The organism is Paenibacillus sp. O199, from assembly GCF_001636635.1.
GTDB lineage: Bacteria > Bacillota > Bacilli > Paenibacillales > Paenibacillaceae > Paenibacillus > Paenibacillus marchantiae.
In genome coordinates this window covers 117,746-141,570 of the sequence record NZ_LGRP01000009.1, presented here as the reverse complement: position 1 = coordinate 141,570, position 23,825 = coordinate 117,746, and the positions used below count along the sequence as shown (strand labels likewise).

The window sequence follows — 23,825 nt, the reverse complement described above, 5'->3', positions numbered from 1 at the left end:
TATGCCAGCCTTACCTTACAGCAAACTCCGGAGGAGCCGGATCCATGCCATTGGTTAACAAGCGTATCTGTCCTCCACATGTACAGAACAGGCAGGACTTACTGGTCAGGGCCGGTACTCCCTGAATGGACACATTGGGGCTTCCATTGGTCCACTGGGGCTTTGCCCCTGCCAATGCCTCGATCAGTGCACTTAACGAAGGCTTTGACATCAATGTGCTTTGAGCAGAAGCCGAGGCAGTGGGCATAATTCCAGGAGCACAAGGGTAGATAGCCTGTCCACATGTTGGTTCTGTTGGATCGGGGTCAATAATGTACGAAGGATCCGATTTGGGGCCTGCGACACGTTCAGCTAACTTCATCGGATGCAGCTCACTCCGGCAATACCCGAAGGAGTAGAAGTTCCCGTCGATTTCCTGTCCCATTTTTGTATAAGGTATACCGTGAATCGTCCCTGGCTCAGAAGTGGACGTGGCACAATCCTCGACCGTTAGCATCGGGCTACCGTTTATGTACACCCCATTGGGCTCCAGCTTGTTCAGTACCTCCTCATGGGTTCCAAACGTACAATGCATATAGGCTCCTGCCGTTACATATGTATCTTCACTCCTCCAGGGGGAGGAAAGCAGCTTGTTTAGCGTATCCTTCGTTAAGATTGTATCTGTAACTCCCATCTACATGTCTCCTTCTGTGATCTGAATCGGTCTGACTTTCAAACCATATATACCTGCCCGCAGTAGACGTTCTGCCAGTTCAAGACGAACAATCACCAGCTGAGTCCGATAATACGGAACGAGGAATGCAGGTTCTTGTTCAAGGCCACTGAGATCAGCCATTATGCTCATAACCTGCCCGCTCTGGATCAAGGCTTGATCAGGAGCGATACACGTCGCCTTCGGCAGATCCATCCAGTGATAGAATGACTGGTTATACTGTTCCAGGTTCATCACCACAACTCTTTTAGAAGTAGTCTCAGGTGCAAGTTTCATGATGAACTTGGATAACTCATCACTGAGCAGCAGCAAAGGATATTGCGCAAGGATACTGGAAGAAGAAAAGGGTTGACCACTCTTCACATAAACGATTTCCTCTTCAGCAGCATAGTCATAACCTTGAAGCATTCGCTCTGGCCATTGAAGGCTGGCTCCGTTGGAAGAAAGCTGTCTGTCATGTTCGATCACGTAGTAATTTGTTTCACTCATGAATTTTTCTCCACCCATTCAATAGCAGCGCGCTGTTCAGCAGTTAACTGCACCCGAAATCGATCTTGTACAAGCATCTGGCTTCCTGCCAGATCAGCCCCGGTGAAATCTACCTGCTCCAGCTGTGCACCTGTAAAGTCACCCGCGATCTTGCAATATCGAAAGCTTGCATGATTCAGATTCGCTCCTTGAAACCGAACACCGTTCATACCGTAGAACAGACCATGTGTATCGACGAAGGTATCGCGGCCACCCAAAGCACCATCGAATCTTGCCTTGCTCAGATCACACCCTCGAAAGTCCGCATCATACAAAAGCGTCTCTCCAAAGTTGACATGATCACACTGGCACCGCATAAACCGAGTTCCCAGTAGGCTCGTCTCCTCCATGTGGCTACCGCTGAGTTTCACTTCTTCGAACCGAGCGTAATTGAAATCTATTTCCCCATAATCCCCTTGCGTAAGATCTACACTCGCAATATGTTCATAGATGTATTCACTGGTCAGCTTGCTCTCCAGCCAGCCCTTACAAGTTATCGAGCTGCGCTGCATCCCATTCATTCGGTATACCGATTCAGTCACCTCATGATCCTGAAATTCACCAACACGAACTTCAAATTCTATGTCCTTGTTTAAGTTCTGAAATGAATCTAGTTTACGAATGTCATCCATTGCATAACGGACAGCATGTACCATATAGACATGAAAAGGATACAACTGTCCTGTTTGCCATGCATGAAGGGCAACCTGATCAATCCTGTTCATATATCTCTTGCGACTGCTCTCACATTCCTCGAACCACTGTTCCATATAACGATAAATCCAGCTTGCATCGTATAGAAACCCGCTCGCGGGCATCTCCCCCTCACGGTACCGATCACTCGCGTATAGCATATAAGCCGGATCTCCCTGATTCAGCCTGGTCCGCATTAACGATACGTGCAGCGTACTGCACGCCTGTAGCTCACCCTGTTCTTGTTGCAATCTTACCCGTTCACAGAAGGCGTCAAATAGAGGAACAATTCCCTGTACTATCTCTTGCCGATGCCTAACATAATAGGTGTGCAACTCCTGTATCTTGCTATTCCGAAGTGGCAGCACTTCCTGTTCCAAGAACTGCTGCCACAGCTCCATCTGATGCATGATCTAGCCCCTCACTGTCTTTATTGGTTCATTAAGATCTCAATTCCTTTAATGACAACCTGGCCTTGGTCGATGGTTAGGCCGCCGTTTCCATCCTTGGTTGACAGATCTATTTGGTTAGCTAGCATGACGACGGACTCGGATACCATTTCAATCTGCTTACTTGCCTGAAGGGTAATCTTGTTCTCACAGTTCAGGATAATGGTTCCCGCACTGGTCAGCGTCAGAGTCGCTCCTCCTGTGGCTCCAGTAATAGTGATTTTGTCTTCTTCAAAGGTAATCTTCTGTCCAGTCGGTGTAAGGAGGAATTTGGTGTTGGGATTGGCCATCAGATCTTCTTTTAAATACTTGTCATATTGCACAATGGGCTGCAATTGCTCCTGCTGAACAACCGTAGTGGTGATCCCTCCTCCACCACCTCCAGTTTGGGTAGTTTGGGCCGATGCAGGCGACGAAGAAGGTGATGAGATGGCCTCTTCCGGTATTTTCTTGCGAACAGAGCTCAGTGCAATGCCTTCCGCCTCCCTTGCATTAGGAAAGTAAAGACGGATACTATCCCCTTGCTCAGGCATACAGTACCACCCAGTCTGATCATCCGAAGCATACATGGTGGAGTAAGGGAACAGATTGGCCGTGGCCAGACTCCATTCCTGATCACAGTCCAACTGGACTTTAACCTCATCTCTCACGACGCCCATAATCTGTCCTGAAATGGATGCACCGACAAGGCGTGAGTTGTATCGCTTACGTTGATAAGCAGATTTCATGTGCCCGAGCACATAATGGTGGATAAGTAGCCCTTGCTGCATTTCGGTCCGAATTTCAAAGACTTTGAGTCTTTGCCCTTTAAACTGTACCTCATCCCCAAGTTGCAAAACTCGGTCATGTACCTTAACTTCATATCGGATATAAGCCTGTTCACTAAGGCCACTAGCACCTTGCGCTTCTTGTTGATAGGCCAGCATGTCCTTATACATGCGGTAATGCGTTGCTTCCAGCTTGCCTGCATCCCGTTGCTCGGGTATACCTAGATAGATACGAATGCGTTTTTCCGTTGATACAGGAATCAATACCGTATGATAATGAGACGCTAATCGCTGCAGAAACTCCCAGTCGGTCTCCTGGTATTGGAGTGTATAAGCTCCAAGTTTTTTCTTTTCCATAAACGTATTGAATGTCTGACCGTCTGGATAGAGCCCGCTAATCTTCTGCATGACATCTGGAATCAAACTGGCAGCATTCTGAAAGGAACGTGTCTCGCGCTTAATATCCATGGCATGCGTATGCGAGACGGCTTCCGCCTCTAGCCAGTACACCTGATTTTCCACTCTGACCTGGATCTTCAGAATGACACCGTGAAATAACCGCTGTTTTTGTCCATGTTCATCGGTATAAAACAATTCAACGGGAGTGCTCTCATCGGCCATACGTACGTATTGCTCTTCTTTTTCCTCTGGAATGACCCCAGTGAATCTTAACTTCCCGTGCTCATGAACTTTTATATGTATCGCAACTTGATGTATTCGAATCTCAAAAGGCTGTATCTGGAGTTGCTCGTAACTAATTGTCGCGAGTGTCATGACCTCTCACCTACTTACTTTTTTTTATTCTGATTCCTTAATTTACTATTTATCGACTTTTAACATATGTTTGTTTATACATTATCCTTAAATTCAATAAAAAGGATATAAAATAAGACTTTACTCATATTCCATAAATTCCTAAACGCGAATAAAAAAGAGCAGCGCGCTTGCTACTCCTCCTTTATTCCTACGCTTTGGATTCTTATTTGAGCATCATTATGTTAATAGTCCATATTAAATAGTATCCTCTATTCCTTTTTTTCTTCCCCCCATATCCATTTGGATAGAATCTCTAAATCTCTACTATTGTACATTTGAATAGGTTGCCAAAAAAGCCGCCATGTAGGCGACTTTGATGGTACCCTCTAACTAAAATAGTTAAGCTATGATAGGCATTGATGTTCAATCGGTGTGCGTTGTTTCAAGTTTGCCATTGAAAGCCTAAATCCAATTGGAGCCTTTAATCATTTAGAACTGGCAGCCATTTTCGTGATCTTGTCGGCAATATCTTCTGCTTGTAAAAGGGATGAGAATGAATCCGCCGCAAAATATTTTTCCATTTCAATCTCAATCACATGATGATTTTTGACCGCATCTAAGGATGTCCACGTCCCCGGGAGCTTGGGTGGCTCTTTGCCTTCAACACTAAGCACAATGACATAGTCGCCTACATAATCGTTTACAGTCTCCCATGACACTTCAATACGGTCTTCTTTTTTGTCGATGATTTCACTTTTTACTTTAGGCGTCGGGTTTAGTCCCAAAATATCGTATGTAGCTCTTCCTCCACGCTCGCCTGCATTGCCAATCACCATCAAAAATTTGTCTACAGTTATATAATCCACAATGGAGATCGTTGCATCTTCAGGAATTACATTTCTGATTTTATTGCGGGCAGCTTCCGTACGTTTTTCAAAATCTTCATTCCACTTTTTAGCTTCTTCTTGTCGACCCAGGATATCGCCCATGGCTGTGATTTCTTCCTGAATCGTTGAGTACTTGCTTGTCTCAAATACAATGGTCGGTGCAATTTTGGAGTAACTTTCATAGGCCGCGGTATTCCAAGTAATGATGATATCTGGAGTCAAATCCAATACCTTCTCTAAAGAGATACTTCCCTCCAAACCAATATCTTGAACCGTGTCAGGTAAATAAGGTTTTAGAAACTTGGCAAAGTTCATTTGTGTACTGGACGCTCCAACAGGCGTTACCCCTACAGCCAAGACGGGCCCTAAATCCCAGTCCACAACAACACGTTTGGGATGTGCCGGAACACTAACTTCTCCCATGACCGTTGATACTTTCCGCATGCTCGTATCTTCTTTGGCCTCATTGGTAGGCATATTTTGACTAGACTCTGCACTCTGATTTGAATTTCCGCCTGCTGACCCCTGGCTATTATTTTGACTGGAGTTCCCATTCGTGCATGCTGCAAGCATCAATGTAAAACATAACATGAGTGTTAATACCATCTTCGATCTTGTACCTCTATACATCTGTCTATCCCCTTCTGTTTTGTATTGATAATGATTATCATCAATAACATAACAAGTAGAAGAATGTTTGCCCATAGAGGATACGAACCCTTCCCATGGACTATCTGAATCACCTAAGCTCTCCTTCATTTTCTTTTTATATTGCCCTGGCGTCATCCCGACCTGCTTCTTGAACAGACGTGTGAAATAAAAAACATCACTATAACCTACACTTGAAGCAATCTCCTGTGCAGTGGCATCTGTCCGAATCATTAATTCTTTTGCTTTAGCCATCCGCGCCTGAATCACGTATTCGATAGGACTTCTGCCCGTACGAAGTTTAAACTGTTTCGATAAATATTGAATGCTATAATTCCATTGTTCAGCCAAGGACTCAAGAGAAATAGATTCATTAAAATGTTCGTGAATGTACTGGATGATCTCTTCTACCATATCCTTTTCCTTTGAAGTAACTCCTTGAAGCTTCAGTTGCTGGACTAGTGTATATACGAACTGGTAAAAAAAGATTTTCACATGAAAACGTTCAAATACCTGTCTTCGGCTCCATTCCTCATACATTGATACCACATGGCGATATAGATTAATCGGAGCAAGAGGCTGGTAGGCATACGGTAGCTGAAAAGGGTTGTTCATGTCATAGTTGTTCTGAATTTCTTTGCTAGCTTTGGGTGACATACTACCTCTATATAAAATGTAATAGTACGTGACCTCATCTTGCCCGGCCTCGATCCTGATTCTGCTTCCTTTTCCTGCATGTAGTAGATAAAACCGTTTAAATATATGTATATCTTCATCTAATGAAATGGAGCCTTGTCCTTGCACGATATATATAAAACCACTGACTGGGAGACGGTACTGCTGCTTCCCCCCGCTACTTATTACAATTTGGCGAATATCCACCAGCTGAATCGATGAATTGTCCCACATTTGAATATACTCTTCCCAGTTCACTATTTTTCTCCCCCGTTTGACCACATACTGAACCTAATATTCAGTAAGAAATCCCTTTATAATTAACTTTGACTATATTCGATAACGATAATCATTGTCAATTAGAGAGCGACTTAAAGGTAAGGAGGTAATCCCTGTTACTCCCCTAAGAACCAACAGAACCCCGGCAGCACGTCTGCATTCAGCAGCGCACAACCGGGGTTCACCATTATTTTAATTATTACTAATATCTCTTAACCTAACTCACCTTGTAAAATCATGCTGCCCAATCGTCAGCAACGTTGGTCTGCTCTTACTCCACAACGAAGTGGCAATTTTCGGATTATAATAATAGAGCGCTCCGTGTGTCGGGTCGGTGCCATTCAAGGCTTTACGAGCTGCCTGATAGGAAGTCTGGGTTGGTTTTGTATTAAACTGTCCATCGTCTATGGCCGTGAACTGCCCTTTTTGGAAAATTACTTTCGGAATTGATGACGGGAATACATTCGAATGCACTCGATTCAATACGACCGCGCCAACAGCAACCTGTCCTTCAAAGGATTCTCCGCGTGCTTCCCCATGGATCAGCTTCGCGAGCTGGCGCAGCGTATTACCTTGGGCTGCTGCCTTCTTGTTCAGTCTGTTCAGTGTTGCCGGGCCTGCAATTCCATCCGCACTCAACCCTTGAGCCTGCTGAAACTTACGGACAGCCCCTTTGGTAATAGAACCGTAATATCCGGTCAATCCAGCTTTAAAATACCCCAGTTCGCTTAGTTGCTCCTGCAATTGCAGTACATGTTCACCGCGAACGCCCTGCTCCAGTTTCTGTGCTCCGGCAGGCGGAGCTGCCATCGTGAGACCGAGAGCCATTGCGAAGGCACCGAGAAGCACACTGACTCGTCCTGCTCTTTTGCCAGCCTTTCTCCCCCTGCGATGGGTGATTTTCCGGCTAATGGTAATAGGTTCCATGTGTTCAGTGCTTGTGTGCAAATCATGCAGATCAAGCCTCTCATCCCCGTTATCTAATCTAGACTCTTCATCTAGGCTGTAGATATAGCTCGTCATTTTCATCTGTTTCATTTCTTTCATCTCTTTAACAGGAGTAAGATCAATCACATCATATCTCCCTTTTATCTCACTCATCCTATCGTTTCCATTATAGCTGTATATCACATTCATACCGACATTCTCAATCACACGTATCAGTTCACACACGCTATTCTGTCCACTCATCATTTGCTTTTCATTCATTTTATTCTTCTCATTCATCATATTCTTTTCAATCATTTCACACGTTTGATCCATTTCAATATTGTTCTTCATCATTCCATTAACCTCCACTTTTCTGAATCCAGATCCCACTTCTTCCCCCTGAATCCTCACGGCCCTACATCCCGAGTGTCATTATAGGATATAGAAAAAGTGACGTCTATCGGACCGATGGCGCAGGCGAATATCCACTCCAAACACATCAAAAAGAGGCATGAGCCCATGGTCACGCCATAGTCATGCCTCTTCTTGTATCAACCTTCTGCCGCTTATCCACCCCGTTATAGTCGTAGGCAGGCAGACCCGCACAAAAGTTGCGTTGTATTTATTGACATTTATTCGGCCAGTTCCAGACCCTTGGTTTCCCGGCCCAGGAACAGCACAGCCGCAGCGCCAATGAGGATGGTCACGAAGAAAATCGTGAAAATTAGGCTGATTGCGACCTCACGCTGAACCAGCATACCAACCATCAATGGAGCAAGCACGCCCCCAATCCGGCCTACCGATGTAGCAAGACCCACACCTGTTGAACGAACGGAAGTGGGGTACAATTCCGGACTATACGCATACAGACCGCCCCAAGCCCCCAGATTGAAGAAGGATAGACAGATCCCTGCGGTCAGAATCGTCGCTTCCGTTGTTGCCAGTCCAAAAGCAATCGCACTTACTGCTGTCAATGTAAGATAAACGACAAGTACAAATTTGCGTCCAAACCGCTCAATGAAATACGCCGCCGTAAAGTAACCTGGCAGCTGCGCGATCGTCATAATCAGCACGTACTGGAAGCTTTTGACCAGCGTAAAACCTTTTGCCATAACAACCGACGGCAGCCACAGGAACATTCCATAATAGGAGAAAATGACGGTAAACCACAAGATCCAGAGCATCAACGTTGTACGGCGATGAGGTGCTGACCATACCGTCGCAACCTTCTCGCGGAACGTGATTTTCTTAATCTTGGTATTGTTCTTGTAACGAGGCGGGTCCTGAATGGCACGGCGCAGATACAGCGCGTAGAACGCCGGAACGGCGCCAATGGCAAAAGCAATTCTCCAGCCATATTCCGGGATAACAAAGTTGGCAATGAGTGCCGATACAATCCAGCCACCTGCCCAGAAACTCTCCAGCAATACAACTGCACGTCCACGTTCTGCCGTAGGCATCGACTCCGATACCAACGTAGATGCAACGGGCAGTTCCCCGCCGAGGCCGATACCTGCAATCAGACGCAGTACACACAATACGGCGAATCCGGTCGCCAATGCTGACAGGCCGCTCGCGATCGTAAAGATCAGTAGGGTCCACATCAAAATGGCCTTTCGGCCGAAACGGTCCGCAAGTGCCCCCGCAAGCAATGCACCGAGCGCCATACCGATGGAGTTGATACTCGTAAGCACCCCGACTTGTCCAGGGCTGAGACTCCATTCCTTGGCGAGTGCAGCCACGATGAAGGAAATCATGCCGACTTCCATTGCATCAAACAGCCAGCTCATGCCGGCACTGAACAGCAGCTTGCGCTGCTTGGGATTCCGCAATACTTCCAGTTTGCTCATGTCTTATAGCTCCCTTGATCTCTATGTAGTCATTCTGACACTAAACCATTATTATGCAGAATGATCCAGAAATCAATGTAAAATACGCATATCCGTTGATCTTCTTCCTATACCTTACCCCTTGAGTGAACCCGCTGTCAGACCTGCTACAAAATAACGCTGGAGCAGAATGAACAGCACGATCATCGGAATGGCTGTTACCAGTACACCGGTGAGCATCATCGGATAGTTGGTCACGTATTCCCCGCGGAACTGCATGAGTGCGAGTGGTAACGTCAGCTTGGACTTACTGCTGAGCATCAGCATCGGAATGAGCAGATCATTCCACACCATAACGAGCAGGAACGTGGCTGTAGCTGCCAGAGAAGGTGCGGCGAGTGGTAGGGCAATCCGTGTATAGAGCCTCCACTCGCTTGCTCCATCCATACTGCCCGCTTCCAGTATTTCCGCATTCAGCATACGCATGAAGCCCGTCAGCATAAATACGGAGACCGGCATCAGCATCGCGGCTGAAACTACAATGAGTCCTGTCAGACTGTCCGACCATCCGAGCGTACGTGTCAGGGAATAGATCGGCAGCATGCTCACTTGGGAAGGAACGATCAGACCTGCAACGAACAAAGCAAACACAATTTTGCCCACACTGCCACCCCAGCGAACAATGGCATAAGCAATCATGCTGCTGAGCAACAACTCAATCGCAACGGTACCCAGCGTTACGACCAGACTGTTCCCGAAATACTGCCACATCGGCTGGTTGCGGAACATGCCAGTGAGATTGTCCCATGTAAACGGGTCCGGCCAGCTAAATGGACTGATGAAGAAGTTGCTGCTCGTTTTGAACGATGACACAAATACAAAGTACAGCGGCACAAGAATTAACAGGGCGTACACCAATAGGATCAGTCGATTGAACCATTTTAAAACCATAGGAACCCCCTCCCTTCTTCTTTAAGTCTTTTAGGTCTGCTCAGCCATCGTTCTCATTCAAGTTTTCTGCCCTAAAGTCATTTCAACGTAATGAAATCCAGAACTCGTTCAATAATTCGTTTAACAATTAGAATACTCACGACTCACCTATTCACGAACATATCAATCCGTCCAATCGTTAATAGCTTACCCGGTCGGCACGCAGCGCCTTGAACTGCAATAACGTCAGCAAAGCGAGCAGAACCAGGAAGATCATCGAACCCGCAGAAGCGAGGCCAAATGAGTAGCTGCCAAAGGCGGTGTGATAGATATAAGTTGTCAAAATTTCAGTAGCATAGTTCGGGCCTCCGTCCGTCATGGTGAAAATGAGGTCAAACGCCTTGAACGATTGAATCGTCGTATAGGCCACAACAATCGTTGCCGAAGGTGCCAGCAGCGGCCAGGTCACGGTACGGAACACCTGCCATTTGCTGCCGCCATCCATACGTGCTGCTTCATACAGCTCCGCCGGAATACCTTGCAGACCTGCGATAAACACGATCATCATCTGCCCGGCATGCGCCCAGACTTGTACAGCTGCAATCGAGTAGATGGCGATCTTCGGATCACCAATCCAGTTGTGGGCCATGCTCCCCATACCTGCCTCGTTCAATCCATAGTTAATCAGCCCGATCGAAGGATCGTACATAAAAGCCCAGATCAGACCCACCGATACAGAGGACAGAATCGCAGGCAGAAAATAGAGCGCCCGGAGCGCGATGCGTGTCTTGGTGTTACGTACCAAAAGCAGCGCCAGAACAAGTGAAATAAAGGTTTGCGCAATGACAACCGTTAACATGAACTCGACGTTGTTGCCAAAGGCTTTGCGAAATACGATGCTGCTGAGACTGTCCTTGTAATTATCCAGCCCTACAAATGCATACGACGGGGATACCCCGTCCCAATCCGTAAAGGAGTAGAACAGCCCCGTCAATGTAGGAAATACGAACAGTGCAACGTACAGCAGCAACCCGGGTAACAAAAACAGGGATAGCTGAATACGGTTCTTCATCGTTTATTTCCCGATATGCTGATCAATGATCGCCTGTGCCTGCTGCGCTGCTTCTTCAGGAGAAGTTCCGCTCAGTACAGCCTGAATGGAGTTGGTTACTGCTTTCTGATTATCTCCGTTCAGGATAGTGAACCGTGGCTGGAACACGGTTTTTTTGCTCGCCCAATCTCCGGCAACCTGGAGCTCAGGTGTATCGTACTTCACATCATTCACCGTTACATTCTGTCCCGTCTGGTTGGCATATTCGCCAGCCACTTCCGGATTGCTCAGGAATTCGATGAACTTCTTCGCTTCTTCGGGGTGTTTGGACTTGCTGTTCACCGCAAGCATAAATGTCGTCGTATGAACGCCTTCATACTTCGCCTGATCGGCACTCACCGTAATCGGTGCAAGCAGCTTCTGCTCCAGATTCGGATTTTGAAGCTTGTTCTGTGCCAACTGATACGATCCGCTCGCCAGCATGGCTGCTTTCTCCTGGATAAAGAGTGCTCCCGCTGCCGGGTCTTTCGTTCCCAGTGCGTCCTGCTGGAAGTATCCTTTGTCGTTCAGTTCTTTGATCTGAGTTAAGGTTTTCACCCAAAACTCATCCGTCAGTTTGGCCTCTCCGGCTTCCACTTTGGTAAAAATGTCGTCACTCGGTGCATTGTTCATCACCATCGTATTCATGAATTGGCCTGGACCAATATCCGCTCCAGCAAATGCAATCGGAATGATGCCGTTGTCTTTCAGCGTCTGGCATAGTGCCAGGAAGCCTTCCCAATCCGTTGGCGGGGTCAATCCATATTTTTCGAACAACTTCACATTGTAGATTGGATCGTTATATACGAGTTGATAAGGAATTGCATATTGCTTGCCATCGTGCTGGCCTGCTTCAATTAGCTTAGGATTGTATGCAGACAGAAACGACGATCCAGTCAGATCAGTGAACAATCCGGCTTTGGTGAAGGCCTCGAACTGTGCACCAGGGAAGGAAGCAAATACATCCCCAACTGAACCATCACTGATTTTGGATTGTACAGTAGATTGATATTGATCTGAAGGAAGAGTCTGCATTTCCACATGGATGTTCGGATTTTCCTTTTCAAACGCATCAATCGTCTTGTTCAATGCTTCCACATCCTCTCCACGCCAGTGCATGAAGCTGATTGTTACTTTGCCCGAACCGGAGGAATCGTTCCCTCCTGATACCGCGTTATCCCCGCCGCCGCAGGCAGACAGCAGGATGGACATTACCAGCATACTGACAAGGGGCAGGATATATTTTTGTTTTTTTCTCATGAAAGAAGACCTCCTGAAGGATGTTATATAAGTTAAACAATGATTTTACACTGAACCACTACGCGGTCAGAACCATCTTCCAATCGCTGTTATCCCCAGATTTTTTTAAAATCACTTAATTAAAGGTGGAAATCCGGGGATAAAGGCGAACGCTACGCTTCTCCAGATTTTTTCTGTCCTCTTCGTCACCGTGTAAAAAAGGTTTCACTTATTTAGTTGGTAGTAACTGAATGCTTCTTCTGTCTTATTTTCCACTTCTCACGAATAATGGGCATCACAGTCCGGCCGAAAATTTCGGCTTCTTCCAAATGTGGGTACCCGGATAATATAAATGTTGTCACGCCCAGATCTCCATATTCCATCAATCGTTCTGCGACCTGTTCTGCTGTACCCACAATGAGGATTGCTCCGCCGGAACGTACAACTGACAAACCTGTCCACAGGTTGGGACCTACGACAAACTGCTGCTTCTCGGACAGTTCCCGCAGCTCATTCTGTCTGCGTTGGTTGGTTGCATCCGTCTCTGCGAAGGCTGCTTTGGCTTTTTCGATGGCCTCTGGTGGTACTTTGCTAATAATCTCCCAAGCCGCCGCCCATGCTTCTTCTTCCGTATCCCGAATGAGTACCTGTGCCCGCATACCGTAACGGAGCTGACGATCTTGTCCGGTTTCCTCTTTGATCTGTTCGCGAATGACTTCAATTTCTTCGATCTGCTCCTGAATCCAGTCATGCGGCTCGCCCCACATGAGGAATGTATCTGCGTGTTCAACAGCGACCCGCTTTGCAATCGGTGAACTTCCACCCAAGTAGAACGGCGGATACGGATTTTGCACCGTTTCAGGCATGCCTACCGGACCTTTGAAATTATAATACTTACCGTTAAACTCCGAATTGTCTTCGGATGCTTCCTGATTCGACTGAGTACCACTTCCAGTAAACTCGGTCAGATTGAGCCCGGCCGATTGTGTCCATGAACGCTTCATCACTTCCATGTACTCGCTCGCCCGTTCATAACGTTCATCATGGGCATGAGCCAGTGGATCTCCCAGTTCCTCCAAATCCCGAACCGAACTGCCTGTCACCACATTGATCATGGCACGACCGTCAGACAGTTGATCCAGTGCCGCTCCCATTCGCGCCGCCAATACAGGGGTGACCAGACCCGGTCGAATGGCCACAAGCGGACGCAGTGTTTTCGTGTGACTCATGACAGCCGAACCCACAACCCACGCATCCAGACAGGCTCCCCCTGTCGGAATCAATACAAATTCAAAACCTGCCGTCTCCGCTGTCTGCGCTACTTGAACCAAATAATCCAGGCTCGGTTCCCGCTCCGGGGCAACTCCTACATATTTTCCGTCTCCTGCTGTAGGCAAAAACCAACCAAACTTCATCTCTTCCTGTTCGCTCACGCAAGTCAATCCCTTCTGGTCATAAATTGATCTAATGAATAGTTTCACTCAGCACTTCGGTTACAGAAAACCTTTCGATCACTCTTGTCCCCAGATTTCTTTTAATTCCCTTTTCAAGGGAAAATCCGGTGACAAAGGCGCACGCTTCGCTTCTTCAGGTCTTTTCTGTCCCCTACGTTGCCGTGTAATTCTTAAAGTTGAATTTATAAGTACGTACACTTCCAAATGCCGATTAATTAACTTGGTTTAATAGGTATGGACATCATAACAATTGATTTGTCTGTGATCAATGTCATTTCGCGGCCATTTTATTTTGTCATTTTGTGGTGAATTCACAGGAATAGGTCTTCTCGATCTTGAATATTTACAAAACCCACCTGTATAATAGGTTATAAGAGAAACTTTCAGAGATTACAAACTATACTTATATTAAAGAGGTGTTCCTGATGATCGAGAGCATGAAGGAGGACCACCACGAGTTTTTGGATATTATTTTTTTTACTCCGTCTGAATTCGAGAAAGCCGGTGGAGCATGGCCGATTCGAATCGGTCGTAATATAGCCAAGAGCAACTATCATATCGGCCCTCGAACGACGCCTTTTCATTATTTAATTTTTGTTCTGGAAGGCGAGGGAACTTTCATACAGAACGGACATCGTTATTCCCTGCGTGCCCGCGACGCATTCTGCCTGTATCCACAGGTTACCCATGAGTACTGGTCCGACCCAAAGGAATCTTTGCACAAAATTTTCATTGCCTTTGATGGAAAACATGCAGCTGAACTTTTGGCACGAATCGGGCTTACTCCAGACGCGCCGCATCGTTCAGGCGTACTCACGCCGGAGACGGCAAGTGGCATGCGTGCTTTTATGGAAGAGGTTCGCAAACCTCAGGGAGGCGCAAGCGACCTGGGACGACTTACCCGTTTTCTCGGATTGTTTGACCGGATTGCCAAATCCCCTGCTACCCGAGTGCTTCAACCAGACTCTGCCACACCCTGGCTGCAAAAGGGCAAGGAGTACATGGATATTCACTTTGCCGGCGGCATTACCGTGGAAGGTGTATCTTCTCACGCTGGCGTGGATCGGACCCATTTTGCCAAACAATTCCGTAAAGCCTACGGCCTGTCTCCTGTCCAGTATATTCAACGTCTCAAAATGAATCAGGCCAAACGGTTGCTTGTTCAGACCCCGTTAACGTTAACTGAAGTAGCGCATTCGGTGGGTTACCCTGATCTGTTTTCTTTCTCCAAAGCGTTCAAAAAGCAGGTGGGTCTGCCACCCAACCGATATCGAACGGCCGAGAACAATAAAAGCTGATTTGTCGCCATCCGCATGCTAACGAATAGCAAAAAAAGGCAAGCCTCCTTGATCGGAGACTTGCCTTTTCCTCATTACATATTACAGTGCTCTTTCTTAAACTGCATATACCTATTATATACACCCGCTACTTCTTCTCCTCGCTCTTTCGAGCCAGCGGAATTCCGTTTTCCTTTGCATACCATGCTTCATAATGATGCACCGCAACACCTGCAAAAGATGAATGAGAAGCGCCGAGATCAAACACTTTCTTCATTTCTTCATCCATATTGGTGATAGATTTGCTGAAAAAGGTTAGATGATCGCCCTCATGCGTATCAGCCAGTTCGGCTCCAACCCATACCTTCTTGCCAAGCTCATCCGCTTCATCCAGCTCTTCCTTGGACAGATCATACATCTGCTGACCACGATCCCGATAGGCCATGATGGCTACCGCATCAAAGTGATCAATCACCCAGCGGCTGAATGTACCTCCGCCTTCTGCCGACTCGCGAGCATCCAGCCAGAAAGGGATTGCGGCACTCATGTAGAGTCCGGCATCATTACCAGCTTTGGTCCAGGCCTTCATGTTGTCGCTCCACTCCGCAATAACGCTATTCTGCTCGTTCTCCCAGCGTTTTAGCTGATAAGGCTCAACATCCAGCTGAATTCCCTCAAAGCGTTCATTTTTGGCCGAAGCTGCATTATATGCCCGTACTTTTTCAATAAACGCAAGTCCCTCTTCCCGCTTCTCCGTATAGGCCCAGTCTGCATGACCGTTAAGGGCATGTACTTCGATCTCAGCCTGCCTCGCAGCCGCGATGAATTTGCGGTATGTCGCATCGGGTACCTCATCCTGAATTTGCAGGAAAATGGTATTCACGCCCTGCGCCTTGGAGAAGGAGATAATTTCAGGCGTCTGCTCTGCAATAATGGAAGCGTCCCACAGCCAGGTCGCTTTGTGTTCCTCATGTGAAAACCATTTGAGTAGCCAGGGCAGAAGAAGCAGGCAGAACAGCAGGGCCAAGATGGCCCATTTTGCCTTCACCGACAGTTTGCCCCACTTGTTCGTTATATTCCTCAGACGAGCAACGCTTCACTTGGCTCAAGCACAGGGTGCTGTACCGAATGACCAATCTTGTAAATGTGCGGATGTGGATACGTTTTGAACGCATTACGTGTATCCAGAATCGGCACGCCCATCTCGGCAATATCAAAGTAAGGCAAATCGCTGTGGTTGGTGATCAGCACGATGCAGTCGTACTTCTTGAACTGTTCCAAGTTGAACACTTCGCTATATACCGTCTCGCCATGCTTGTCCAGGAACGATTCAGCATGTGGATCATAATAGCTGACATTGGCTCCACCTTCCTTGAACTGTTCATAGATTTCCAGTCCTGGAGATTCACGCAAATCGGCAATATTCGGTTTGTACGACATACCAAGCAACAGAATGTTGGATTTACGTACCGATTTCGCGTACTCATTCAGAATGGTTGATGTTTTGTTCAGTACATAATATGGCATATTGTCATTGGTGGATTGCGCCAGCTCAATGAACTTGCTGTAGAAACGGAATCCTTTAGCCTTCCAGGACAGGTACATCGGATCAAGCGGGATGCAGTGACCGCCGATGCCAGGGCCCGGATAGAAAGGCATGAATCCAAACGGCTTCGTCGCAGCTGCGTCGATAACTTCCCAGATATCGATGCCCATACGGTCACACATCATTGCCATTTCATTAACAAAGGCAATGTTTACGCTGCGGAATGTATTTTCCAACAGTTTGGACATTTCAGCCACTTTTGGTGAAGATACAGGTACAACCGTTTCAACGTATTTGCTATACAACGCTGTTCCCAGTTTGAGGCAAGCTTCAGTTGTGCCCCCGATTACTTTCGGTGTATTAAAAGTAGTGAATCGTCCGTTGGACGGGTCCACACGTTCAGGCGAGAAGCACAGGAAGTAGTCTTTGCCTGCTTCATGTCCGATTTTGTCCAGCTCATCCTGGATCAGTTCTTCGGTAGTACCCGGATAAGTCGTGCTTTCCAGCGTAATCAGCATGCCTGGTTTCATATGCAGTTTAATCTGATCCACAACCGTCTCGATATAAGACGTATCCGGGTCCTGATTTTCACTGAGCGGTGTAGGTACGCAGATGCTCAACGCATCGATCACGCGCAGCATGCTGTAATCCGTTGTAGGCTGGAAGCGGCCGCTTTGCATCACTTTTTTCAATTCCTCGGACGAAATATCGTGAATATAGGAATCTCCCTGATAGATGCTCTCCACTTTGGATGCATCCAGATCAATCCCGATTACCGTGAAACCCTGATTGACCATTTCCACCGCAAGTGGTAATCCTACGTAACCGAGCCCGACCACGCCGAGCACCGCTTCTTTATTTTCGATCGCATTCAGTAATGTGTGGAATTGTTGATTCTCCATGATATTCCCTCCGGGCAGTGTATTTGTTTGGTTGATTGACGAATCCATTTGATAGATGTTTGTCTGTAGATGTACTTATTTGTCTGATAAAAATTAATGAAGGCTATTTGTTTCTCTTGGCTTTACTTGTGGTGCTTTTAATGCAGGCAACGCCTGATTCGGGCATCCAGCTCCACAGGTGAGAACGGTTTGGTCATATAATCATCGACTCCGCTGCGGAAGCATTGACTGATCGTTTGTTCCACACGCTGTTCCGTTAATACGACGATTTTGGGCGGCTGAGCCACATCCAGGTTCTGGATATGTTGAATGAACGGCAGGCCATCAATGCCATACAGGTTCAATTCGGTCAGCACCAGATCAGGCGTGATTTTCTCAATCAGTTCCAGTGCAGCCAGTCCATCCACCGCTTCATAGGTTTCATACCCCTGCATCTTCAGACGCAATTGCAGAAACTCGCGTACCGTCGGATCGTTATCCACAATCAAAATTCGTTCCGGCTCGTCTGCCGTCTTGTCCAGCGTGTAGATATGAATCTCCGACGGATCTACCAGCTTGGCGGACTCAGCCATATGTTGAATGGTTGCCTTTGAAGGACGCTCACCTGCCGGGAAACTTGCCAGCGTGATTTGCGGATCGGCACCAGGTACCGTCTCCTGCAATTCATGCTTGATGCGAAGCCCCTCATAATGAACCTCATCCAGTGTCAACCCTGGCAGCAGGACAGCAAGTGCCTGTGTGGCTCCATCCTGCCAGACCTGGTAGGCAGACTCACTGGTCTGCTCCAGATGTGTCCTGACCTGCTGCTCCGGCTGAGACTGCCCTGCACAATGGATGAACATTAAGCCGCATGTTTCGGCACCCGTTTCTTTCAATCCCTGTTCTACACTGCGGTACACATTAACGGCAGCCTCACGCTGCAATGTCGCCGTATTTGGCATGTTCTTTTCCACCCTTCTCCCTCGGTTATCTATATTGTTTCTGCTGTATTGCCTGTGCTTAGCTTAAGCCGCCTCGCTTGTCTTCTCTTCCTCGGACCAGCTCTGGCGTGTCATGGTACCCCATGAGTTGTTGTTTTGCATGAACTGGATATGCCCCTGCAATCTCCACAGCACGCCGAGCTGATGATAGCCGACGAATTTCAGAGCGGAGTAGAACAGCATTTTGACCAGATCGGACAGCTTGTTATACCGTTTGAATGCAATTTCCTCAAGCACAAGGGCTCCCACACTGAGCAGATAACCACTCACAATGTTGAGCGATCCAAAGAGCACAAGTATCGGCCACTGGGTCATATCCATCAGTACATATCCCGTGAGAGCGAGAAGTCCGGTAATTCGGAAATACGGATTCAACGCTTCAAAGAGGATGTTGTACGGCATGGTCAGCATGCCCATGACTTTATATTTCGGGTTGAACAACATGCCGCGATTCTCGATCATGTTCTTCAGATTTCCACGTCCCCAGCGTTTGCGCTGACTGGACAAGATCCGGTAGGAATCCGGCGCCTGTGTCCAGCACACGGCTTCAGGGCAGAAGGCTACGCGGTATTTCAATTTATTCTCCAACATATAACGGTGAAGTTTGATGATAATGTTCATGTCTTCACCCGGATAACCGTCCCGGTATCCCCCAACCGCAATAACCGCATCCTTGCGGAACATGCCAAAGGCACCTGAGACGATGATCAGACCATTCATGTGACTCCAACCGATCCGTCCGCCGAGAAAGGCTTTGAGATACTCGATGGACTGGAACATCGGCCAAATCTTGCGAGGCAGTGAAACGTCCTGCACTGCCCCATTCTCGATTTTGCAGCCGTTGGCTATCCGTACATCCCCGCCAATAGCCACCGTCTCTTCCGGATTCTCCATATACATGCGAGCCATACGAATCAGGGCATCCTTCTCCAGCAAAGAGTCAGCATCAATGGAAGAAATCAATGGATAATGAGACAGGTTGATTCCGGCATTGAGGGAATCGGCCTTCCCGCCGTTTTCCTTGTCAATGACATACAGGTCGGGGAATTCCGGATTGTGGTAGATCCCGCGAATTTTCTGACAGGAAATCTTGCCCCTAATCATCGTGTTGGGTACCGGCTTCAGACGATATTCTTCCAGCAACACCTTCAGGGTGGTATCGCTTGAACCATCATTCACCACGATGACTTCATACGTTGGATAATTCAGCGTCATCAGGCAGTTCACATTTTCAATAATCGTCAGTTCCTCGTTATATGCGGGCACCAGCAAGGAAACCGATGGTACCAGCTCCGAGCCTGACAACGTATTGTATTTGGAATAATGCGATCGCCTGAAGATCGTCCAAATGTTACGGAATGATAAGGCCAGAATGGAAAAGTAAAGCGTATTTACGGCAACGACATAATAGATTGCAACCATGCCGTAGATTAATAGTAGATCTCTAAGCAGTGTAATCCCCTCCTACCGCAGCCACACCTGTACGTTTCTTGCTTGTTATCCGGTTCCCACGTACGGGACCGAAGTACCGATCATACAGCAGCCTTTTTTTGTTATGTGCAATCATCTGGTCAACGGCTTTGTGGTCTGTTCCTGAGTGCTGCATCGTACTCTCAATCTGCTGCATTGCAATTTCCCGTTCAGCACCTGTGCCCTCCACAGCCGCCTGACACAAGGCTTCAAATCCCGGTTCACCCAGCTTGCCAAGGCTCTCCGCACTGTTATAGCGTACTCCCCAATCTTCATCACGCAGCGCTTTGCGCAGCAGTGGAATGCTGCCTGCCGCATGTTTCGAACCGAGCGCCTGCACCACTTCGGCACGCACCTCCGGGTCCGAATCCTGCATGAGCTTCAGAATGGTCTCGTCCTGAAGTGCCGGACTTGCGCTAAGATATAGCTTCACCGCTTCTGCCCGTACATCCTGATGTTCTGCGCCAACAAGTCTGTCGAGTGCAGGCATCACTTCGGGTACAGCTTGTCCCCACATCGCAACCAATCCCACTTTGACAAAGTCAGGATTGCGATCTTCCAGCAACTCAATCAGAATTCTGCTTGTATCCAGACTGGTTTCGAGCAAAATATCTGCTGCCAGATGATGAATCGATTTTCCTTTGGTTAACAGCAACGCGAGCATATCTTTCAGTTCACCCTGACGGATGGTACATCTTGCGATCGAACGACCAATCATAATTGCCATCGGACCAGGTTTTTCTTCCTTAAGCAATTCCATCAAGCCTGGAACGGCCTCTGGACAACGCATGCCGCCCAATCGATACGCTGCATCAATCTGGCGTCCGTAACGAATACGACTCAGTTCCTTCAGATCATGCTCTACAAATCCGGCTTCACGGCAGAGTACAATCAATTTGTTGCGATACTCGCCCTTGAACTGATCAATCCATTCAATAAGTTTGCTCTGGATGACCCGACGCTCAAGCGGGGCCAACTTCCCAGGTGGCAATCTCAGGGGACTGTCCTCTGTCAGCGCCGTCTGCAGATACGTAAAGTAGTCACGCTGCTTTAATTTATAAAACTCAATCTTGCGCCGTTTGCCGTTGTGGGACATTTTCATGGCAAACAGCAGGATTACACCCACAGCGACGAGCGCCGTACAGATGTATAGAAATAGATAAGCCAAAGCCAAATTCGGAAACATGTGAAAAGGTCCTCCTTTATACTCATTTATTCGGTCTGAAAACTTGGAATTTGTTCATACCGTTTCTTCATTTCCTCGTAGCTCAGTTTCAGTCGTTCACTGTACTGTACCTGCTCCCAGGGCTGCCAGCTGTATATAGGCAATGTTTTCACATCCAGTGTCTTCTGGTCACCACCAGGCCAAGAGATACTTCCAGTAGAACGATCCATTAGCCACGGAACCAGGGTCACACCCTTGACTGCGACAGTTTCGAATTCCCGTCCACCTTTCAGCGCTCCATACTTGATCGCTTGCAGTGAACTTGGGTCACCGAATCCAAGCAGCATCCATGGTATACGCATCTCGATCTGATTACCGTTATATTGCCAGGCGGTTAACGAATCGGTATCGGACTGATCCGGAGCTGTCGTTCCCCGTTTCAACGTACCGACCTTCTCATTCATGAACGGTTGGGCGGAACGGGTATCCGGTGGGGTCATCCGCAGGCTGACCGCCAGGTTCCATGGATGGAATGGATCTGCCGCTTTCTCTTGCTCCTCGGGCAGCATCCCGTAACCGTCCTTGCCATAGAGGCGCTGGTTAAAGTCATAGTCCTTGGCGATCTCCACTTGTGATTCATCATTCTGTCCCAATGTAATCACTGTTTCGAGTCCGTCACTCAGCGTTCGATCCGGAAGTCTCGTACCCGGCTGATTGCCGCCATCCAGCGTATCCGTTCCGATGCGCAGCAAGGTCTGGTCTGGGTCAAAAGGTTGATCCAGCGTCATGCCAATGTACAGGTAGGCTTCATCATGGGTCATTTTCATTTCCTTGATGCCATCTACCTTGCCTTGCCAGACGGTGACCTCTTCCTTCTTCAGCGTATTCCAGTCATCCAGTTTCCCGTCGATGGTCAGCTGTTCCTGCTTACCGGGGTCCATGGCGAGCAGACCGAACATCTTCTCATTCGTCAGCACGTTCAGCCAGTAGGCGCGCCGATCAGCTGGAATTTCAAGCGGCATCGTGTTCCAGGTTTTTTTGAACCACTCATCCTGCCACATGAACAAAATCGCTCCCGCATACCCTTCATCATAAATATCCTGAGTCAGCGATGCGTCGATCTCGCCCTGCTCGACCTCGTTATGTCCGCCCTGATCCCGACCTCCCATACCGAGATGGGAGATTCCAAGCGAAGACGGTACACCGTACTCTGTAATCATTACAGGCATATCGGAAAACTCGGCTTTGAGCTTGCGCAGATAACTTTTGTACGTGTTGTACTCGCCGTTCTCATCCTTAATCGTCTGGAGTGTCTGGTCCGTATGGAACAAGTCCGGGTAATAAGGGTACACATGGTATGCTGCAAAATATCCGCCCTGCCACTCTTCCGGTTGAATATGTCGCGCATCCACACTCACCAAATCCTCTTCGAACAGCGGCTCGCCCGGATGATCCAACACGTCGGTTGTTACCCAGTTCGTGAAGGTCATTGGATGCTCCCACCCGTATTTCTTCTCCAATACGGCGGTATAGTCCAGCAGCTCAGCCAGCCAATTTTCGAACGGTGATGCATCCTGCGTCCCGGAAAAATGAACGCCTTTGTACTGTGGCACGTCAGGATGGCTCTCATTCGTGTTGTTCACCATCGAAGGGTCCCACTCGGTCCCCACATGCCAAGCCATCAGATATTTCCCGGCATTCGTCTTGTATTTGCCGCTTGACTCTCCCGGTTTATCGGGAATGTCCGCATCCCCATATACAGCCGATACCGCCTTTTCAATCTCCTGCTTGAACGTCTGCTCAATATGGTCAGCATAGGCATCCTGCTTTTCGATCAACTCTTCTTCCGGCGACCATATGCCCTGTATAAAATATAACGGTTGCTCCCGGCCACGGTTATACTCAACCAATGCGGTATAAAAAATCGGCTCATGTACCGTGTACACCCGGATTACATTGGCCCCCAGATCCTCAATCTGCTGGAACCACTTCAAGTAATCCTCTTTGGTCAACGGAAATTCGCCCGGGTAATGTCCTGGTGATGTAGCACCCAGGTTCACACCTTTCACGAACATCTCCCGCCATGCGCCATCGGGTCCATATTCCATGAACCGGTCTCCATCGGTCTTGAATTTCATCTCCGTGCCATTATCAGCTGTGTACGTAACGAGCTGGGGTTGCATATAGTGCCAGCCGGCAAATATTCCGCCTGTCACTACGGCCGCTCCTGTCAGCATCGTTAGCAACCAGCGTCTTCGTCTTCGTCTGCTCATGGCTCTTGATTGCTCACCTCTCTAGTATGCATCCTGCTTCATCTGCGGATCTTAAATGACATGAAGGTCTGCGGGAAATCCCGCATCGGATGTCCGCTTTGGGTAGAGATGTCAGCGGTGTAGTTCTCACTATAGCTCTAAGACTCTGCATTTGTAACTAGGCTGTTGGAAGCAAACGTGAACTGCAACATTCTGCCCATAATTCGTAAAATGCGCCATCAACTAGCATCCATGAGCCCTTCTTGCTCTTATGTCCCATGGACACGAATATATGCCACTTTAACCGTCCGTTTGAGGTTCTTCCAGGCTTGCACATCTCTACCCGTTATTGTTATATGCAACGCGG

At 47.9% G+C, this 23,825-nt stretch carries 18 protein-coding genes; 1 reads left to right on the top strand and 17 read right to left on the bottom strand.

Features of this window, described 5'->3' with window-relative positions; genetic code table 11:
- Positions 1-10 precede the first annotated feature (10 nt).
- From A6049_RS16075 to A6049_RS16025, 11 genes are all read right to left on the bottom strand, one after another.
- On the bottom strand, positions 11-673 hold the full coding sequence (locus tag A6049_RS16075; RefSeq protein ID WP_063565632.1) for a PAAR-like protein: 663 nt from the start codon (positions 671-673) through the stop codon (positions 11-13).
- Positions 674-1,201, bottom strand: coding sequence for a hypothetical protein (locus A6049_RS16070; protein WP_063565631.1), 528 nt, complete (start codon positions 1,199-1,201; stop codon positions 674-676).
- Positions 1,198-2,343 (bottom strand): pentapeptide repeat-containing protein, encoded by a 1,146-nt coding sequence (locus A6049_RS16065; RefSeq protein ID WP_063565630.1) that lies wholly within the window; start codon positions 2,341-2,343, stop codon positions 1,198-1,200. Before A6049_RS16065 ends, A6049_RS16070 begins: the two co-directional genes overlap by 4 nt.
- Before the next feature lie 20 nt (positions 2,344-2,363).
- Positions 2,364-3,923 carry a contractile injection system protein, VgrG/Pvc8 family gene (locus tag A6049_RS16060; protein ID WP_063565629.1) on the bottom strand — a complete coding sequence of 520 codons (1,560 nt, stop codon included), beginning with the start codon at positions 3,921-3,923 and terminating at the stop codon, positions 2,364-2,366.
- A gap of 467 nt (positions 3,924-4,390) precedes the next feature.
- Entirely contained in the window at positions 4,391-6,373 is a 1,983-nt protein-coding gene (locus A6049_RS16055) for an AraC family transcriptional regulator (RefSeq protein ID WP_063565628.1), read from the bottom strand.
- Positions 6,374-6,616: 243 nt separating this feature from the next.
- Positions 6,617-7,678 (bottom strand): cell wall hydrolase, encoded by a 1,062-nt coding sequence (locus tag A6049_RS16050; RefSeq protein ID WP_240321458.1) that lies wholly within the window; start codon positions 7,676-7,678, stop codon positions 6,617-6,619.
- A gap of 278 nt (positions 7,679-7,956) precedes the next feature.
- Positions 7,957-9,174, bottom strand: a complete 1,218-nt coding sequence (locus A6049_RS16045; protein WP_063565627.1) for an MFS transporter — start codon at positions 9,172-9,174, stop codon at positions 7,957-7,959.
- Positions 9,175-9,288: 114 nt separating this feature from the next.
- Positions 9,289-10,104: a carbohydrate ABC transporter permease gene (locus A6049_RS16040; protein WP_063565626.1), complete on the bottom strand. Its 816-nt coding sequence runs from the start codon at positions 10,102-10,104 to the stop codon at positions 9,289-9,291.
- Between the two features lie 178 nt (positions 10,105-10,282).
- Entirely contained in the window at positions 10,283-11,155 is an 873-nt protein-coding gene (locus tag A6049_RS16035; RefSeq protein ID WP_175383100.1) for a carbohydrate ABC transporter permease, read from the bottom strand.
- A gap of 3 nt (positions 11,156-11,158) precedes the next feature.
- Positions 11,159-12,433 carry an ABC transporter substrate-binding protein gene (locus A6049_RS16030; RefSeq protein WP_063565625.1) on the bottom strand — a complete coding sequence of 425 codons (1,275 nt, stop codon included), beginning with the start codon at positions 12,431-12,433 and terminating at the stop codon, positions 11,159-11,161.
- Between the two features lie 212 nt (positions 12,434-12,645).
- A complete protein-coding gene (locus tag A6049_RS16025) occupies positions 12,646-13,827 on the bottom strand; it encodes an LLM class flavin-dependent oxidoreductase (protein WP_063565758.1) in 1,182 nt (393 codons plus the stop codon).
- A 464-nt stretch (positions 13,828-14,291) separates the two neighbouring features.
- On the opposite strand from A6049_RS16025, the gene A6049_RS16020 reads away from it, so the two are divergent.
- Positions 14,292-15,164 carry a helix-turn-helix transcriptional regulator gene (locus tag A6049_RS16020; RefSeq protein WP_063565624.1) on the top strand — a complete coding sequence of 291 codons (873 nt, stop codon included), beginning with the start codon at positions 14,292-14,294 and terminating at the stop codon, positions 15,162-15,164.
- A 127-nt stretch (positions 15,165-15,291) separates the two neighbouring features.
- Here A6049_RS16020 and A6049_RS16015 read toward each other — a convergent pair whose 3' ends face one another.
- The 6 genes from A6049_RS16015 to A6049_RS15990 form a co-directional block, all read right to left on the bottom strand.
- On the bottom strand, positions 15,292-16,191 hold the full coding sequence (locus tag A6049_RS16015; RefSeq protein WP_240321456.1) for a hypothetical protein: 900 nt from the start codon (positions 16,189-16,191) through the stop codon (positions 15,292-15,294).
- 32 nt (positions 16,192-16,223) lie between these two features.
- The gene (locus tag A6049_RS16010) at positions 16,224-17,591 is read right to left on the bottom strand and encodes a nucleotide sugar dehydrogenase (RefSeq protein ID WP_063565622.1); all 1,368 of its coding nucleotides are present in this window, start codon (positions 17,589-17,591) and stop codon (positions 16,224-16,226) included.
- Positions 17,592-17,728: 137 nt separating this feature from the next.
- Entirely contained in the window at positions 17,729-18,532 is an 804-nt protein-coding gene (locus A6049_RS16005) for a response regulator (protein WP_063565621.1), read from the bottom strand.
- A 63-nt stretch (positions 18,533-18,595) separates the two neighbouring features.
- Positions 18,596-19,993: a glycosyltransferase family 2 protein gene (locus A6049_RS16000; RefSeq protein WP_170867934.1), complete on the bottom strand. Its 1,398-nt coding sequence runs from the start codon at positions 19,991-19,993 to the stop codon at positions 18,596-18,598.
- Positions 19,994-20,015: 22 nt separating this feature from the next.
- Positions 20,016-21,227, bottom strand: coding sequence for a HEAT repeat domain-containing protein (locus A6049_RS15995; protein ID WP_063565620.1), 1,212 nt, complete (start codon positions 21,225-21,227; stop codon positions 20,016-20,018).
- A gap of 26 nt (positions 21,228-21,253) precedes the next feature.
- On the bottom strand, positions 21,254-23,479 hold the full coding sequence (locus A6049_RS15990) for a hypothetical protein (RefSeq protein ID WP_063565619.1): 2,226 nt from the start codon (positions 23,477-23,479) through the stop codon (positions 21,254-21,256).
- Positions 23,480-23,825 lie beyond the last annotated feature (346 nt).

Bases quoted from the DNA above. Each gene is read 5' to 3' on its own strand.
- A6049_RS16075 (WP_063565632.1), bottom strand. From the start codon at position 673: ATGGGAGTTACAGATACAATCTTAACGAAGGATACGCTAAACAAGCTG.
- A6049_RS16070 (WP_063565631.1), bottom strand. From the start codon at position 1,201: ATGAGTGAAACAAATTACTACGTGATCGAACATGACAGACAGCTTTCT.
- A6049_RS16065 (WP_063565630.1), bottom strand. From the start codon at position 2,343: ATGCATCAGATGGAGCTGTGGCAGCAGTTCTTGGAACAGGAAGTGCTG.
- A6049_RS16060 (WP_063565629.1), bottom strand. From the start codon at position 3,923: ATGACACTCGCGACAATTAGTTACGAGCAACTCCAGATACAGCCTTTT.
- A6049_RS16050 (WP_240321458.1), bottom strand. From the start codon at position 7,678: ATGATGAAGAACAATATTGAAATGGATCAAACGTGTGAAATGATTGAA.
- A6049_RS16045 (WP_063565627.1), bottom strand. From the start codon at position 9,174: ATGAGCAAACTGGAAGTATTGCGGAATCCCAAGCAGCGCAAGCTGCTG.
- A6049_RS16040 (WP_063565626.1), bottom strand. From the start codon at position 10,104: ATGGTTTTAAAATGGTTCAATCGACTGATCCTATTGGTGTACGCCCTG.
- A6049_RS16035 (WP_175383100.1), bottom strand. From the start codon at position 11,155: ATGAAGAACCGTATTCAGCTATCCCTGTTTTTGTTACCCGGGTTGCTG.
- A6049_RS16030 (WP_063565625.1), bottom strand. From the start codon at position 12,433: ATGAGAAAAAAACAAAAATATATCCTGCCCCTTGTCAGTATGCTGGTA.
- A6049_RS16025 (WP_063565758.1), bottom strand. From the start codon at position 13,827: ATGAAGTTTGGTTGGTTTTTGCCTACAGCAGGAGACGGAAAATATGTA.
- A6049_RS16020 (WP_063565624.1), top strand. From the start codon at position 14,292: ATGATCGAGAGCATGAAGGAGGACCACCACGAGTTTTTGGATATTATT.
- A6049_RS16010 (WP_063565622.1), bottom strand. From the start codon at position 17,591: ATGGAGAATCAACAATTCCACACATTACTGAATGCGATCGAAAATAAA.
- A6049_RS16005 (WP_063565621.1), bottom strand. From the start codon at position 18,532: ATGCCAAATACGGCGACATTGCAGCGTGAGGCTGCCGTTAATGTGTAC.
- A6049_RS16000 (WP_170867934.1), bottom strand. From the start codon at position 19,993: ATGGTTGCAATCTATTATGTCGTTGCCGTAAATACGCTTTACTTTTCC.
- A6049_RS15995 (WP_063565620.1), bottom strand. From the start codon at position 21,227: ATGTTTCCGAATTTGGCTTTGGCTTATCTATTTCTATACATCTGTACG.
- A6049_RS15990 (WP_063565619.1), bottom strand. From the start codon at position 23,479: ATGAGCAGACGAAGACGAAGACGCTGGTTGCTAACGATGCTGACAGGA.